This window comes from Clostridium sp. Marseille-Q2269, from assembly GCF_943736985.1.
Taxonomy (GTDB): domain Bacteria; phylum Bacillota; class Clostridia; order Clostridiales; family Clostridiaceae; genus Clostridium_F.
Map to the genome: position 1 here is coordinate 128,303 of NZ_CALSFS010000001.1, position 16,383 is coordinate 144,685.

General features: G+C 26.5%; 13 protein-coding genes and 1 pseudogene. 11 read left to right on the forward strand and 3 right to left on the reverse strand.

Features of this window, described 5'->3' with window-relative positions:
- Positions 1-14: 14 nt before the first annotated feature.
- Complete coding sequence (locus tag NGI68_RS00560; protein WP_251859535.1) at positions 15-1,448, reverse strand: cation:proton antiporter; 1,434 nt, start codon at positions 1,446-1,448, stop codon at positions 15-17.
- A 395-nt stretch (positions 1,449-1,843) separates the two neighbouring features.
- Between NGI68_RS00560 and NGI68_RS00565 the strand changes: the two genes are divergently transcribed.
- From NGI68_RS00565 to NGI68_RS00580, 4 genes are all read left to right on the forward strand, one after another.
- Entirely contained in the window at positions 1,844-2,401 is a 558-nt protein-coding gene (locus NGI68_RS00565) for a DUF5673 domain-containing protein (RefSeq protein WP_251859536.1), read from the forward strand.
- A gap of 18 nt (positions 2,402-2,419) precedes the next feature.
- Positions 2,420-3,256: a carbon-nitrogen hydrolase family protein gene (locus NGI68_RS00570; protein WP_251859537.1), complete on the forward strand. Its 837-nt coding sequence runs from the start codon at positions 2,420-2,422 to the stop codon at positions 3,254-3,256.
- A 114-nt stretch (positions 3,257-3,370) separates the two neighbouring features.
- Positions 3,371-3,802 carry a thioredoxin family protein gene (locus NGI68_RS00575; protein ID WP_251859538.1) on the forward strand — a complete coding sequence of 144 codons (432 nt, stop codon included), beginning with the start codon at positions 3,371-3,373 and terminating at the stop codon, positions 3,800-3,802.
- Position 3,803: 1 nt separating this feature from the next.
- Positions 3,804-4,490 (forward strand): cytochrome c biogenesis CcdA family protein, encoded by a 687-nt coding sequence (locus tag NGI68_RS00580; protein WP_251859539.1) that lies wholly within the window; start codon positions 3,804-3,806, stop codon positions 4,488-4,490.
- A gap of 45 nt (positions 4,491-4,535) precedes the next feature.
- On the opposite strand, the gene NGI68_RS00585 is transcribed toward NGI68_RS00580, so the two are convergent.
- Together NGI68_RS00585 and NGI68_RS00590 are read right to left on the reverse strand one after the other, a co-directional pair.
- On the reverse strand, positions 4,536-6,557 hold the full coding sequence (locus NGI68_RS00585; RefSeq protein WP_251859540.1) for a methyl-accepting chemotaxis protein: 2,022 nt from the start codon (positions 6,555-6,557) through the stop codon (positions 4,536-4,538).
- 240 nt (positions 6,558-6,797) lie between these two features.
- A complete protein-coding gene (locus tag NGI68_RS00590) occupies positions 6,798-6,989 on the reverse strand; it encodes a CopG family transcriptional regulator (RefSeq protein ID WP_251859541.1) in 192 nt (63 codons plus the stop codon).
- A 372-nt stretch (positions 6,990-7,361) separates the two neighbouring features.
- Here NGI68_RS00590 and NGI68_RS00595 point away from each other — a divergent pair, with 372 nt between their 5' ends.
- The 7 genes and pseudogenes from NGI68_RS00595 (at position 7,362) to cmk (ending at position 16,379) form a co-directional block, all read left to right on the forward strand.
- Positions 7,362-8,765 (forward strand): glycosyltransferase family 2 protein, encoded by a 1,404-nt coding sequence (locus NGI68_RS00595; protein WP_251859542.1) that lies wholly within the window; start codon positions 7,362-7,364, stop codon positions 8,763-8,765.
- A 412-nt stretch (positions 8,766-9,177) separates the two neighbouring features.
- The gene (locus NGI68_RS00600) at positions 9,178-10,467 is read left to right on the forward strand and encodes a lactate racemase domain-containing protein (protein WP_251859543.1); all 1,290 of its coding nucleotides are present in this window, start codon (positions 9,178-9,180) and stop codon (positions 10,465-10,467) included.
- Positions 10,468-10,645: 178 nt separating this feature from the next.
- Complete coding sequence (locus tag NGI68_RS00605) at positions 10,646-11,356, forward strand: pseudouridine synthase (protein WP_251859544.1); 711 nt, start codon at positions 10,646-10,648, stop codon at positions 11,354-11,356.
- Positions 11,357-11,715: 359 nt separating this feature from the next.
- Positions 11,716-12,600 carry a MurR/RpiR family transcriptional regulator gene (locus NGI68_RS00610; RefSeq protein ID WP_251859545.1) on the forward strand — a complete coding sequence of 295 codons (885 nt, stop codon included), beginning with the start codon at positions 11,716-11,718 and terminating at the stop codon, positions 12,598-12,600.
- Between the two features lie 235 nt (positions 12,601-12,835).
- The gene (gluD, locus tag NGI68_RS00615; protein WP_251859546.1) at positions 12,836-14,101 is read left to right on the forward strand and encodes an NAD-specific glutamate dehydrogenase; all 1,266 of its coding nucleotides are present in this window, start codon (positions 12,836-12,838) and stop codon (positions 14,099-14,101) included.
- A 279-nt stretch (positions 14,102-14,380) separates the two neighbouring features.
- Positions 14,381-15,609, forward strand: a pseudogene (locus NGI68_RS00620) (BaiN/RdsA family NAD(P)/FAD-dependent oxidoreductase).
- Between the two features lie 107 nt (positions 15,610-15,716).
- A complete protein-coding gene (cmk, locus tag NGI68_RS00625) occupies positions 15,717-16,379 on the forward strand; it encodes a (d)CMP kinase (protein ID WP_251860178.1) in 663 nt (220 codons plus the stop codon).
- Positions 16,380-16,383: the final 4 nt, after the last annotated feature.

The following is a 16,383-nucleotide window of genomic DNA, read 5'->3' on the forward strand; positions in this document are numbered from 1 at the left end:
TAATTTTATAATTTCTAAATTTCATCATTCAATATTTGTAAAAATTCCAGAGATTTGTCAGCAAGGCCTGCAATCAATAGCATATCACCTTCCAAAATAAGAGAATTACCATCTGGAAGTATTTCTTGCTCATCTCTAATTATCAAAAAAATTCTAGCACCCTGAGGAATATTTAAATCCTTTAAGGGTTTGTTAAATATATTTATATTTGTTGGAATAACTTCTCTTACACAAATTTTATTTGCAGTGGATTGTGGATTCTTTTCTAAATCATCATATTTCATAATTTTATCAAATATAAAAGGAAACAACATACAAGATATTACAGCTGTTAAAACTAATGCAGAATATCCTTCTTCAGGAATTAATTTTAAATTAGAAGCAATTTGAGCACCAACTATAAGTATACTAAGTTGACTAGATAAAATAATTGATGAAGATATTGCTTTATTAGTATTAAATTTATACCTTAGTATTAAAGAAGGAATAAATTTGATTATATAAATTATTAATACAATCAAAGGAATTGCTATTAAACTTCTAGGATTTTTAAATATAGTAGTTATATCTAAATTTACTCCAACCATTATAAAAAATATTGGAATCAAAAATCCATATCCAATAATATCTAATTTATATTTTAAATCTTCTTCATGGCTTTTATCTGTTAAAAAAGTAAATATAACTCCAGCTAAGAATGATCCTAAGGCTATTTCTGTACCAGTCTTATTTGCTATAGTAACCAAAATAAGTATTAATGCAAAAGCTGCCCTTACTTCCAAATGAGTATTATTAGTGGCTAATCTATGAAAATCATATTTACCCTGTAATTTACTTAAAACTTTGTAAATTAGAAATGAAATTATAATGACAATTAAGAACAAGAAGCTTTTATAACTTAATCCATAAGTTATCTTAGAGGATATAATTGTCATAGCAATTAAACTTATAAATTCCCCCATAAGAGAAAATATTAGTAATATCTGTCCAAATTCTGTTTTTAATATACCTTTTTGTTTTAAAAAAGGAACTAGAAAACCAGGAGCTGCTGCTGAAAATAAAAAAGTCATAAAAACAACATCCTTAATAAGTCCTAGATAATATAAAAATTTGCATATAGAAAATGACATTAATATTGATAATAAAGACATTATAATACAAATTATTATATTATTTGCTCCCTTACTATCTTTACTAACTTTTATACTATGAACATCAATTTCTAAACCGCTTAAAAACATTAAGTACGCTAATCCTAGATTGGATAAAAATTCTATCCATGGATCTATATGTATTAAATTTAAAAAACTTTTCCCAATTATAATGCCTACAAAAAGTTCCCCAACTACGAAAGGAACTTTATATTTCTTGAATGCATTTATGAAAACTGGTGTTATAAATGCAAATAAAGATAGTATGAGTAATGAGTCATAATTAATATGTTCCAAATTAAATATCTCTCCTTTAAAATAATTATTAGCCCCATATAAAATTAGAATTCATTAATTATAACATATTAGTTTTACAAATTAAATATTTAATCACATAATAATACTATTAAATATTTAATTTAATTCAATTTTCACATTAAAATATATATTTATTTATGAATAATTTTATATAAATAACATACATAATAATTATTAACAAATAATAAAGTATAAACCAAATATAAGTATTTATAATTAAACTTTGGTAACATTTATAGGTGAATAAATGTTAGCAGAATTGAATTGTAATGTAAATATATAAAGGAAGAAAAAGGACTTTTATTTTAAATTGTAGAATATGTAGTGTATGTTAAATGCTCTAAATAAATCTAGTATACATTGGAGGGATTTCCTTGAATTTTGAAAAAATATTGCAAATAGTTTTAGTAATAGCTATAGTTATTCAATTTTTTTATTCTTTTATAATAGGCAGGGAGCATAATAAAAATATTGGTGCCAAATTGATGACATTAAAAAGAAGTGCAGTAAAACAAAGTTTTATATTATTACTTATGCTAGGAGTTGTATCCTACATGTTGTATGCTTTCATAAAAGGTGCTGCTTCTAATATAGGATTACTTATAGTAATCTATCTTATAATTACTGTGTATGATTTTACTAAATTAAAAATAGTAACAGATAAAGGTATTGGAAATAAAAGTTTATATAGTAATAAAATATATAATTTTACATATTGGGAAGATATAACAAGATGGGAGTGGCACCCTAAACATCCTAATGTTTTTTTCTTTACTTTTTTAAATAAGAAGAATAAAAAAGATAGAAGAGATTGGGATATACCTTCTTCAGACAAAGAAAAATTTGAGTCTATATTAAATAAATATATTAAGCATGTTTTTGTAGATAGTACTTTAGAAGGCAACAATATTAATCCTGAAAATAATAAATAACTAAATTGGAGGGGTTTTATGAATAAATTTAAAATAGCTTTATGTCAAATGAAAGTTGAAAAAGAAAAGAAAAGAAATATAATGAAAGCCATAGAAATGATAACAAAAGCTAAAAAGGGAAATTGCAATGTAGCAGTTTTACCTGAAATGTTTAATTGTCCGTATGAAAATAAATATTTTAGACCCTATTCAGAGACAATAAATGAAGAAAATCCAGGAGAAACTGTAAAGGCTATAAAAAAAACTGCAAAAGACTTAAATATTTATATTGTAGCAGGTTCTATTCCTGAAATAGAAAAAAATCATATTTTTAACACTTCTATTGTAGTTGACAATAAAGGATCATTAATAGCAACACATAGGAAAGTACATTTATTTGATATAGATGTAAAAGGAGGTGTTAGATTTAAAGAATCGGATACTTTAACTCCTGGAAATAAAGTAACATTATTTAATACTCCTTGGGGAAAATTAGGGTTGATGATATGTTATGATATAAGATTTCCAGAACTTTCAAGAATAATGGCCCTTAATGGAGCTAAAGCTATATTTGCTCCAGCAGCTTTTAATATGACCACAGGTCCTGCTCATTGGGAAACCTTATTTAAAAGCAGGGCATTAGACAATCAAGTCTATATGATAGGAGTTGCACCTGCTAGAGATAAAAATAGTAACTATATATCTTATGGGAATTCATTAATTGCCAATCCTTGGGGAAAAATAGTAACCAGATTAGATGATAAAGAAGATGTGATTTTTTCCGAATTAGATTTAGATTACGAAGATAGGATAAGAGAAGAATTACCTCTTTTAAAGCATATACGAAATGATATATATAGTTTAACAGAAATTTAATTTAGCAATAAAAATAATTATATGTTAAAATTAAAATAACCTTCAGAGAAATTATATTCTTTGAAGGTTATTTTAAAATTTTTACAATATATTATATAGCATAAAGGAGGAATTATGAGAAAAGAACTTAAATTATTTATTATATTGATATTAATAATTATTATAGCTGTTATGGCATGGTTTAAAGCTGTTAAACCTAAAGAGGAATATTCAAATTTAGGTGGGGATTCAATAAATCAAGAGAATATTGATTATGAATCTAGTATGGGTAAGATGCCTATATTGTTAGAATTAAGTTCACCTACATGCGCTCCTTGCAGAAAGATGTATCCCATTATAAAAGAGATAAAAGAAGAATTTAAAGATAAAGTTGACACTCATATAGTAGATTTAACTAAGAATCCTGAATTTGGAGATAAATATAAAGTTTCAGTAGTTCCTACACAAATATTTCTAGATAAATATGGTAAAGTATTTTTTAAACATGAAGGTATACTTACAAAACAAGAAATCATAAATATACTAAATAAAATGGGTGTAAAATAACATGAATGATATAATTACTAAAGCTATTGGTCTCATGGGAGATAGTGTATTTTTAGCTTTATTAATATCATTTATAGGAGGAATAATTTCTTCTTTTAGCCCGTGCATACTTTCTTCTCTTCCCTTAATCATAGGTTATGTGAATAAGTATGGTAAAAAGGATAAAAAAACTGCCTTTAAATATTCTTTGTTTTTTTCTTTAGGTATAATAATTACTTTTACTTCTTTAGGTATAATATCTTCTTTAGTTGGAAGACTATTTGTATCAGGTAGTAAATTGTGGTATTTATTATTAGGAATTGTAATGCTTTTTGTAGGGTTACAGCTTATAGGCGTCATAGAATATAATAATAATTCCTGTAAGGTACCTAAAAAAAGAAAAGGTCTACTTGGAGCTTTATTTTTAGGAATATTAGGAGGAATATTATCATCACCATGTTCTACACCCATATTAATTGCTATATTGGCTTTTGTAGGAACTAAAGGTAACATATTATTAGGTTTTTTTATGTTGCTTCTATATTCTATAGGCCATTGTTTTGTAATAATACTATCCGGAACTTCTTTAGGTTTTGTTGAATCTATAAATGAATCTTCTAAGGTGAACAAAATTAATAAAATATTGAAAATATTTTTAGGGATAATTGTGTTAATTATAGGACTTTACTTAATATATATAGGAATATAAAAATAAAACCTAGATTTAATAATCTAGGTTTTATTTTTATATTAATTAAAGTTTAAATACAGATACACTTTGTTTTAAATCTTCCACCATACCAACTAATCTTTCTATAGATTCAGTAATTTCTTGTATATTAGAGCTTTGTTCTTCTGTTGAAGCAGATACTTCTTCTGTATTAGCAGATGCTGTGTTGGATATGTTTTCTATATCATATAATTGTGATGCCATAGCTGTTATATTATCATTAGAAAGTGTAATTATAGAATCTACATTTTTAAACTTATGATTTATATTTGAAAATGAATTTAAAATTTCTTCTAAAGATTTCTTTACTGCAACAACTATTTCTTCACCTTTTTCAGATTCTGAAGCTCCATCATTTATGGAATCTAAAGCATCCTTAATATTATTTTGAGTATTCACTATTAAATTTTTAATATCATTAGCTGAAGTTATAGATTCTTCTGCTAGTTTTCTAACTTCATCTGCCACCACTGAAAAACCTCTTCCAGCATCTCCAGCTCTAGCAGCTTCAATAGAAGCATTTAATGCTAATAAATTGGTTTTGTCTGCTATAGAATTTATAATTTCTACAATATTTCCTATCTCTTCTGAATTTTTTTGTAAATTATAAATTATATCAGAAGAATTTAGTACACTATTTCTGATTGCAAACATTTGATGTATCATATTAGACATATTATTTTGTCCTTTTGAGGCTAATGAATTTGTATTATTTGAAAAAGACATTATCTCATCAAATTCATCCTTTAAAACGTACATATTTCCCATAACATCATTCATTAATAAAGAAGATTCATTGCTGGCTTTTACTTGATTTTCAGCGCCACTGGCAATTTCTTCAGTGGCACTAGCAATTTCCTCTGATACTGCTGATGTTTGTTCTGCAGAAGATAAGATTTCCTGAGATGAAGCAGATAATTGTACAGAGAAATCATTTATTTTTTCTGTAATTCTTCTTAAGTTATCTATCATCATATTGAATATTTTACTTAATTGGCCAATTTCATCATCATTAATAATGGGAGCTTTTTCTGTCAAATCTCCATTGGCAACATTTTTCGCTATAATAGATAGATTATCTAATGGTTTCAAAGACAATCTAATTATATAAAGTATTACAAATGCGGCTAAAATAAATGTCACTAAAGTTATTGCTATAGAACTTATTAATATATTCCTAAGAGCTGTTTCTTCTGTGGCTAAGGATATACCTATATTCATAGTTCCTAATAACTTATTATTATCATCTTTTAAAGGTAGTATTACATTATAAACTTTTTCACCATTATAGTTATATGTAGATGAATAGTTTTTACCAGTACTTATTACAGTTTTACTACCAGTATCCTTTAAAATATCTCCTATATTTTTCTTATCACTATGGTGGGTAACTTTAAATTTATCATTCATAATAAGAGCGAATTTTACATTACTGTCTTTTGTTAATTTTTCTAATATAATTTGTGGATCTACAGATTTATTAATATTGTAAATTTCATTTGCTTCAATACCTATTTGTATGAATCCACCATTTGGGATAGCTAATGCACAATATTTATAATAATTATGATTCACTTTATTTTCTCTTATATCTTCAATAACTTTATCCTTATTACCTTTTAATATATCTTGTACAGAATAATCTAGAGGATATACATAGTTTATATTCTCTGGCATATTTGAATATATTATCTTTCCAGATTTATCTGTTACATTTATTTCTTGCACATTACATTTTGCAGCAACATCTATTAAATATTTGTTAGAAATATTTTTATTTTCTATGGTCATTTTTGAGATTGATAAAACTTTATCTGATAAAATTTTATCAATCTCACTCATAGCTTTTTGAGATGATGTAATTTGAAAACTTACTTGTTTTGCTAAGTTTAGTCCATCTTCTTTAACTTGGTTTCGAAATTTATTACTTACCATTTTAAAAGTTAATATAGTTAATGAGCTCATTGAAACTAAGAAAATTACTAAGCACGTTATTAATATTTTCTTTTTTAGAGTAAGTTTTTTAAGATTCTCTTTAGTAAACATTACATTAGCCCCCTTTAAAAAAGTTATTACATAATTTAGCATTATATAGATATATTATAATAAGTTTTAATAGTTTAATCAAACAAACTTTTTAATTTATGCTGTAATAAAAAATAAATATAGTAAGATTCATGTGTTTTTATTTGATATATTTAATTCAAAAAGTGCCATGCTACACGTAGCATGGCACTTTTTTAGTTTTATAATTATATATAAGGGTAAAGACTAATAATTTTAAAATTAGCCTATAAAACTATCACAATAGGTATCATATCCCTTTAGAAGTTCAGCATAGTTATGAGCTTCAGAGTTTATACCATAAGTCATAATTAGATTTCTTACAAATTCTTCCTTTGACATTCCAGAAGCACCTATTAGGCTATCCATTTCACTCAATACATTTTCAGGAATCTTATTAAAGTTTTTGTTCATAAAAAACACTCCTTTAATTTAATGTTAAATGCTAATAGAGTATACTATATGTTATGTATACATTTACATAACCAGTTTCAATAACTTATTACAATATAAAGTATAGCACATAATATATATAAAATCAATATGATTATCACAATTATATATATAAATAACAATTTGTTTATATAATTGTGTAATAGATATTATATGTATATATTATTACTTTATAATATGACGAATATATAATTGAAATGATTAATTCAGAAAATAAAAAATATTTTTATTGATTAACAACTATGAAAAAATATGTTATTATGAATAGCAGTGTAATTTTTTAATAAATCAAGAACAGTATTGTTTAATATTTAAATAGAAAGGGTAAAACTAATGAAGGACTTTATTTTTTATTTCACTCTAATTTTTCAAATTTTTACGTTTATATTAACATTATATTACCTCATATTGTCTTTATTTGGTATATATAAAAAAGGAGACACTGGTGCAGAAAGCTGTGCCCTTAAGAAAACTTTTGCTTTAGTAGTAGCAGCACATAATGAAGATATGGTTATAGGAAAAATAATAGAAAGTTTAAAATCTCTAGACTATCCTAAAAATTTATATGACATTTTCATAATAGCTGATAATTGCACTGATGAAACTGCTGAAATTGCTAAAACTTATGATGGAGTATATGTTTGTGAAAGAAACGTTCCTGATAAAAGAGGAAAAGGCTATGCTTTAGAATGGATGTTTGCTAAACTATTTAATATGGATAAAGAATATGATTCTATAGCAATATTTGATGCAGATAACTTAGTTTCTAAAAACTTTTTAAAAGAAATGAATTACAAAATGCTTAAAGGATACAAAGTTGTTCAAGGATATATAGATAGTAAAAATCCTAATGATTCATGGATAACTGGTTCTTATTCTATAGCTTTTTGGACAGCGAACAGATTATTTCAATTGGCTAGGGCCAATTTGGGATTATCAAATCAAATAGGTGGAACTGGTTTTTGTATGGATTCACAATCTTTACAAGAGTTAGGATGGGGTGCAACTTGTCTAACTGAAGACTTAGAATTCACCTGTAAGCTAGTTTTAAATGGACATAAAGTAGGTTGGGCTCACAATGCTAGAGTTTATGATGAAAAACCTCTTACTTTAAAGCAATCCTGGAATCAAAGAAAAAGATGGATGCAAGGATTCACAGATGTATCTTCAAGGTTCTTTACAAAGCTTGTAAAAAAGGCTTTTAAAGAAAGAAATTTTATAGCTTTAGATTGTGCTTTATATACAGTACAGCCTTTTGTTACTGTTTTACTTGCCATCTCAGCTGGTCTTACTTTAATACAAAATAATTCTTATAAAGGTGCGAATATATTTGTAATAAGCTACTTATTTTCTCCTTGGGTATGGAAATTGTTTAGTGTAGTACAATTTTTATTTACTCCACTTATTATGCTTTTAGAAAAGAAGCTTTCAAAAGGAATGTTTTTCACATTTTTCATCTATTCTTTAAATGTATTTTTATTTGCATGGATTTTGGGAAATAAACCAAAGTTATATCAAGCAGTTATTTTATCAATAATATATTTATCAGTATTTGTATTACTTTTATACATAATAGATAGAAAAAAATCTTTAAAAATGTTTATATGGTATTTATTATATGGAATATACACATTAACTTGGATTCCTATAACTATCCAAGGAATATTAAATAAAAATGATAAAGAATGGAGCCATACAAAACATATAAGAAAGATGAGTATACATGATATGGACTAAAATCATAAAAACATCTCTATATGAATTAATATAGGGATGTTTTTTATAATTTTAAATTAAGTAAATACATAAGTTTTCTGGTAAATTATCTACTTTTGTGGTCGTGCCATATCTGCTGGTACAGGAGTAAGTACAGGTATTTGTTACTTATTGGAAGGCGATTTATTTATATCATATACAGAGTACAATAAAAAATATGGCATCTAATATAACAGGAATAATACAAACCGATAAAGAAATATTAGACATAATTATGAAAAATTAAAAACATAGTTATTACAAAGTATTAATAACTTTATTTTATTATATAACCCTCAAACAATGATTTTTATTATTACTTTACCCTTGACAGATTTACGTAAAAAGTGTAAATTGAAAATTAATTTGTCACAATTTAAAGGAGGCTTTAATGATGGAGGAACTAAAATTAAAATACGGAAATGGTGATGTGAAATTTTCATTACCAAAAGAAGACATCTTAGGGGTAATAGATCGTAATAACTGGAGTGGAAACAAAACAGAAGAACAGGTGATAAAAGACGCTATAGAAAATACTATATGTAGCGCACCTTTAAAGGAACTTGTGCATGAAGGGGAAAAAGTTTGTATAGTTATTCCTGACATAACTAGATTATGGCAAAGATGCAGCGTATATTTACCTTTCGTAGTTAAAGAATTGAAAAAAGCAAATATAAAAGATGAAGATATAATTTTTATAAGTTCCACAGGTACTCATAGACAACAAACAAAAGAAGAACATAAAATGCTTCTAGGCGAAGAATTATATAATAAATATAAAGTAATTGATCATGTAAGTACTAAGAAGGATGATTTGGTGTATGTTGGTAGGACCTCTTACAACACTCCTGTAATGATTAACAGAATTGCATTGGAATGTGATCACATAATACTCACAGGTGGAATAGTTTATCACTTCTTAGTAGGCTATTCTGGTGGTAAAAAAGCTATATTACCTGGAATAAGTGGTTTTGAAACAGTAATGGCTAATCATTCGTTATCCTTCTCTGGAAATCTTGGTGATGGCGAAGATTCTAATGTACGTTCTGGTAATATATATGATAATCCAATCCATAATGATATGTTGGAAGCTGCAAGTTTTGTAAGACCAACATTTATGTTTAATATAATAATAGGACCAGATGGTAAAATAGGTGCTGCCGTAGCTGGTAATTATATAAAGGCTCACGATAAGGGTAGAGAATATGTGGACAAGATAGATGGAGTGGATATAAAAGAAAAAGCAGATCTAGTTATAGCTACAGCTGGAGGGTTCCCTAAAGATATAAACTTCTATCAGTCATCTAAGACTATAATTAATGCAAGGGAAGCTTGCAAGAAAGATGGTACAATTATAGTACTTTCTGAATGTAGCGAAGGCTTAGGTGGAGATGATGGTGTTAAAATGATGCTTACAGACTTCACCAATGGATTAGACAGAGAAAAAGAGCTTAGAGATAATTACAGTATATCCAAGCATACAAGTTATATAGCTTGTGATACAGCAGAAAAATTTAATTTGATTTTAGTAAGTAGCATAGATCATAATCTTATGAAAAATACAAAAGTGAGAGTTGTAAAAACCTTGCAAGAAGCTTTGGATATAGTAAAAAAAGAAAAAGGAGAACATTTAAAAACTTATGTACTTCCTCATGGAGGTAATACACTTCCTAAGTTGGTATAATAAATAAATTACCTTTAAAGAGTTATACGTTTTTGCTAATCTAAGAAATTGAAATATTCTTTTGGTTTTAAATGTTTTAGTTTTGTTACATGGAAATTTACTTAAATTTTGACTTTTTGACTAAAACTTATACAATAGTATTGGTAGAACAAAAAAAATATAGTATAAAGGTGATTACATGGAAGAAAGATTACAAAAATATATGGCTTCTTGTGGTGTTGCTTCTAGAAGAAAGTGTGAAGACATTATTTTAGAAGGACGAGTAGAAGTTAATGGATTTAAAATAAAAGAATTAGGGAAAAAGGTTGTTTTAGAAAAAGATATTATAAAAGTCGACGGTAAAATTATAAAGCCTGAAGAGAATAAAATATATATATTATTAAATAAACCTAAGGGGTATGTGTGTACTGTTAAAGATGAAAAACACAGAAAAACTATTTTAGATTTAGTTAATGTTAAAGAAAGAGTATATCCTATAGGTAGATTAGATATGGATACATCGGGGATAATAATCCTTACAAATGATGGGCAAATATATAATAAAATTATCCATCCTAAATTTGAAAAAATAAAAACTTATAAAGCACTAGTAAAAGGCATTGTGAAAAAAGAAAATATAGAATTATTTAAAAAAGGGATTGATATAGGAGACTATATAACAGCACCGTCAAAATTGGAAATAATTAAAACAAATGAAAGCACATCTGAAATAATAATTAAAATTCATGAAGGTAAAAACAGACAAGTAAGAAGAATGTGTAGTACTATAGGCCACCCTGTTATAGATCTAGATAGAGTTTCTATAGGGAATATATCAAAAGGTAATTTAAAATTAGGTCAGTGGAGATATTTAACTAAAAAAGAAATATGTTTTATAGAAAATATATAAGCCAAATCAAGAATTTTTGCTTTAATATATTAAAGCTGAATTATATACAATACTATTTATTATATAATATATTTGGACATATATTAAACTATACAAATTGAAGTATATATTAAAATTGTAACTGTAAACACAGTTTTAATATATACTTTAATTTATATTAAAACCAAGTTGATGTTTATTTATAGATTATATTTAAATATTACATAAAAAAACATAGTGATATCTACGAATAATAGATATAGAAAATAGTTCAATTAACAAACAATTGCATCATCTATTGATAAAGTCTTCAATAGATGATAAACTGAAATAGATGATGCATAATTTTTTTTATCTGTAAGAAAGGATTTGATTTATATATGGAAGAAAATAAACAAGATCTAATGAGAATAATTCAAGTTAAATTCCCAAGATTAAGTAAAGGTCAAAAATTAATAGCAGAATTTATATTAAAGCATTATGACAAAGCTGCTTTTATGACTGCTGCAAAACTTGGAACAAGCGTAGGTGTTAGTGAATCTACTGTAGTTAGATTTGCCAATGAACTTGGCTTTACCGGATATCCAAAACTTCAAAAGGCTCTACAAGAACTTATAAAAAATAAACTTACAACAGTTCAAAGAATAGAACTTTCTAATGATTATGTAAGTGAAGAATCTGCTTTAAAGGGTGTATTGAAATCCGATATAGAAAATATAAGAGCTACTTTAGAGAAAATTAATCATAACACTTTTCAAGATGTAGTGGATAATATATTTGAAGCTAAGAGAATTTATATTATGGGTCTTAGGAGCTCTACTGCTTTAGCAGAATTTTTAGGATTTTATTTAAACTTAATATTAGACAATGTAAATATAATTGCTTATGGAATTAGTGATATATTTGAGCAAATGATAAATGTATCAGAAAATGACTTAGTTATAGGTATAGGATTTCCTAGATATGCAGCTAGAACTATAGAAGCATTGACTTTTGCTCAAAATAGAGGAGCTAAGGTTGTGGCTATAACAGATAGCTTATTATCTCCTTTAGCTACAAAAGCAGATTATACATTAATAGCACAAAGCAACATGGCTTCTTTTGTTGACTCTTTAGTTGCACCACTTAGTGTAATAAATGCACTAATTATTGCAGTTGGTTTAAGAGAGAAAGAAAAAATCTCATCAACCTTTAGTACCCTTGAGGATATTTGGCAAGAATATGAAGTCTATTCTTACAGAGACAATAAAGATAAAAAATACTAAAATATTCCTAAAATATTGTTTTTTAGAGTTTTTATAAAAAAGAGGACCATTTTATGCCTCTTTTTTCTGTTTTTTATCATTTTTCTAAAAATTAAATAATTTTTTCATTTCATGGGAGGAATAATTTAAAATTTATAGAATATATATAATATAAAATTAATTTAAAAAATAAATTTTAAATGTAACATTGCAAAATTTGTTGCAATATTATATTCACTATTGGGAGGTAATCAACATGGCAAAAGAAAATTTAAATCCATTTGAAAATGCACAAAAACAGGTTAAAATAGCTTGTGACAAACTAGGTATGGAACCAGCAGTGTATGAGTTATTAAAAGAACCTCAAAGAGTAATTGAAGTTTCAATTCCAGTTAAAATGGACGATGGCTCAGTAAAGGTTTTCAAAGGTTACAGATCTCAACATAATGATGCAGTAGGCCCAACAAAAGGCGGAGTAAGATTCCATCCAAATGTTTCTTTAGACGAAGTGAAAGCGTTATCAATATGGATGACTTTTAAATGTTCAGTAACAGGAATTCCATATGGTGGTGGAAAAGGTGGAATTATAGTTGATCCAAAAACTTTATCTAAAGGGGAACTTGAAAGATTAAGTAGAGGATATATAGATGGTATTCATAAATTAATTGGTGAAAAAGTAGACGTGCCAGCTCCAGATGTAAATACAAATGGACAAATAATGGCTTGGATGGTAGATGAATATAATAAATTAGTAGGAAGAAGTGCTATTGGAGTTATAACTGGTAAACCAGTTGAATTTGGTGGTTCTTTAGGAAGAAATGCAGCTACAGGATTCGGTGTTGCAGTAACTGCAAGAGAAGCTGCAGCTAAATTAGGAATAGATATGAAAAAAGCTAAGTTAGCTATTCAAGGTATAGGTAATGTTGGAAGTCACACAGTATTAAATTGTGAAAAATTAGGTGGAACAGTTATAGCTTTAGCTGAATGGTGCAAAGAAGAAGGAACTTATGCTATCTATAATGAAAATGGTTTAGATGGAAAAGCTATGATAGAATATGTAAAACAAAATGGAAATCTATTAGGTTTCCCAGGAGCAAAAAAAATATCTTTAGATGAGTTCTGGGGATTAAACGTAGATATATTAATTCCAGCAGCACTTGAAAATGCTATAACTCATGAAAATGCTTCTTTAATCAATGCTAAACTAGTTTGTGAAGCTGCAAATGGTCCTATAACTCCAGATGCAGATACTATATTAAAAGAAAAAGGAATAACAGTTACACCAGACATATTAACTAACGCTGGTGGTGTTACAGTTTCTTACTTTGAATGGGTACAAAACTTATATGGTTACTATTGGTCAGAAGAAGAAGTAGAAGCTAAAGAAGAAGAAGCTATGGTAAAAGCTTTCGAATCAATTTGGACTATAAAAGAAGAATATAGCGTTACAATGAGAGAAGCAGCTTACATGCACTCAATTAAGAAAGTTGCAGCAGCTATGAAATTAAGAGGATGGTATTAATTTTTAAATAACGTATATATAAAGAGGTTTGATAATTCGAACCTCTTTTTTTATTTATCTATATTCACAAAATTTAATATTTAATAACTTTTATATGTGTATTTAAATATAAACAGCATACCGTTGAATATTATAATAAATTTATCATAATAATAAGTTAAAACTGTAAGGTTGAAAAATCACGTATAAAATAAATGCTTTTTATTATAAAATATATATTTATAGCCATGAATTTTATTATATAATAAATATTAGGAAATAAATTATAGAGGTGATAAGGTGTCAAAAATTATAGTAATTGGTGGTGGACCTGCCGGAATGATGGCGGCCATTAAAGCAGCCGAAAAACATGATGTTCTATTAATAGAAAGGAATGAAAAATTAGGTAAAAAATTATATATAACAGGAAAAGGTAGATGTAATGTAACAAGTGCTAAAGATGTAAGCGAATTTTTCGATTATATTCCAACTAATCCCTACTTTTTATATAGTCCTTTATATACTTTTACAAATGAAGATACTATTAAATTTTTTAATGATAGAAATATTAAATTAAAAATAGAAAGAGGAGATAGAGTATTTCCTGTTTCAGATAAATCCTCAGATATAATATATGCTTTAGATAAAGAACTAAAAAAAAGAAATGTGAAAATATTACTTAATAAAAGAATAACAAAAATTCATAAGGAAGGTTCAACTATAAAATATGTTGAAACAGACAATGGAGAAAAAATAAACGGAGATTACTTCATATTATGTACAGGAGGAATATCTTATCCTCAAACAGGCTCTGAAGGAGACGGCCATAAAATAGCAGAAACTTTAGGGCATAATATAAAAGATTTAAAACCTTCATTAGTCCCATTGGAGACAAAGGAGGAGTGGGTAAAAGATTTACAAGGATTATCATTGAAAAATATAGAAATAAAACTTATGGATTCTAATAATAAAACTTTATATAAAAATTTTGGAGAAATGTTATTCACTCATTTTGGAATATCGGGACCAATTATACTTACAGCTAGTAGTGTAATAGATAGAGGTAATCTAAAAATTTCAATTAATTTGAAACCTGCTCTTTCATCTAATGAATTAGATGAAAGAATACAAAGGATTTTAAAAATATTGCAATAAAGATTTCAGAAACTCTTTAAATGATTTATTACAAAAAACTAATAGATATTATAATAACATTAAGTAAAATTGATCCAAATAAAAAAGTAAACTCTATTACAAAGGAAGAAAGAAAAAATTTAGTATATCTACTACAAAATTTAACATTAACTATAAAGGGTAAAAGATCTATAAAAGAAGCCATAGTTACCTCTGGAGGCATTGATGTTTTAAATATAGATCCATCTACAATGAAATCTAAAATAATAGATAATTTATATTTTGCAGGAGAACTTATAGATGTAGATGCTTTTACAGGAGGATTTAACATACAAATAGCTTTTTCTACAGGTTATTTAGCTGGTTTAAAGGTAGGTGAGAATTCATATAATTAATAGCTTCTAGGAAATTTTTGTTTTAATCAAATTAAAGGAATTTTTATAGATTTTATAGAATATAAAATTAATAGTAGTAATTATAAAAAGCATTAAAGAAAGGCGGAATAGTATTGAATATATCTATAGCCATAGATGGTCCTGCAGGGGCAGGCAAAAGCACCATAGCAAAAATTATTGGAAATAAATTAAATTTAATGTACATAAATACAGGTTCTATGTATAGGGCAGTGGCTCTTATGGCATTAGAAAATAATATAGAACCATCTCACATAGAAAAACTTAAAAATTTAATTAATTCAATGGACATAAGCTTTAGTGGAGACAATATAATTGTTGATGGCAAGGATTTAGAAGAGGCTATAAGAATGCCTTTAATAAATAATAATGTATCTAAGTATGCAGCAGTAGAAGAGGTAAGAGAACTTTTAGTTTCAATGCAACAAAATATAAGCAAAAAATATAATGTAATAATGGATGGACGAGATATAGGCACAGTAGTTCTTAAAGATGCTCCTTACAAATTTTTTATTACAGCTAGTGCTGAAGTTAGAGCAAAACGAAGATTGAAAGAACTAAAAGGGAAAAATATAAATATTGATTTTCAGGATGTATTAAAAGAAATTAAAGAAAGAGATTATATAGATAGCAACAGAAAAATCAATCCATTAAAGAAAAGCAAAGATGCAATTTTAATAGATACATCCAATTCTACTATAGAAGAAGTAGTTGATAAGATATGTAATATTATAAATAAAAACACTCACTGATATT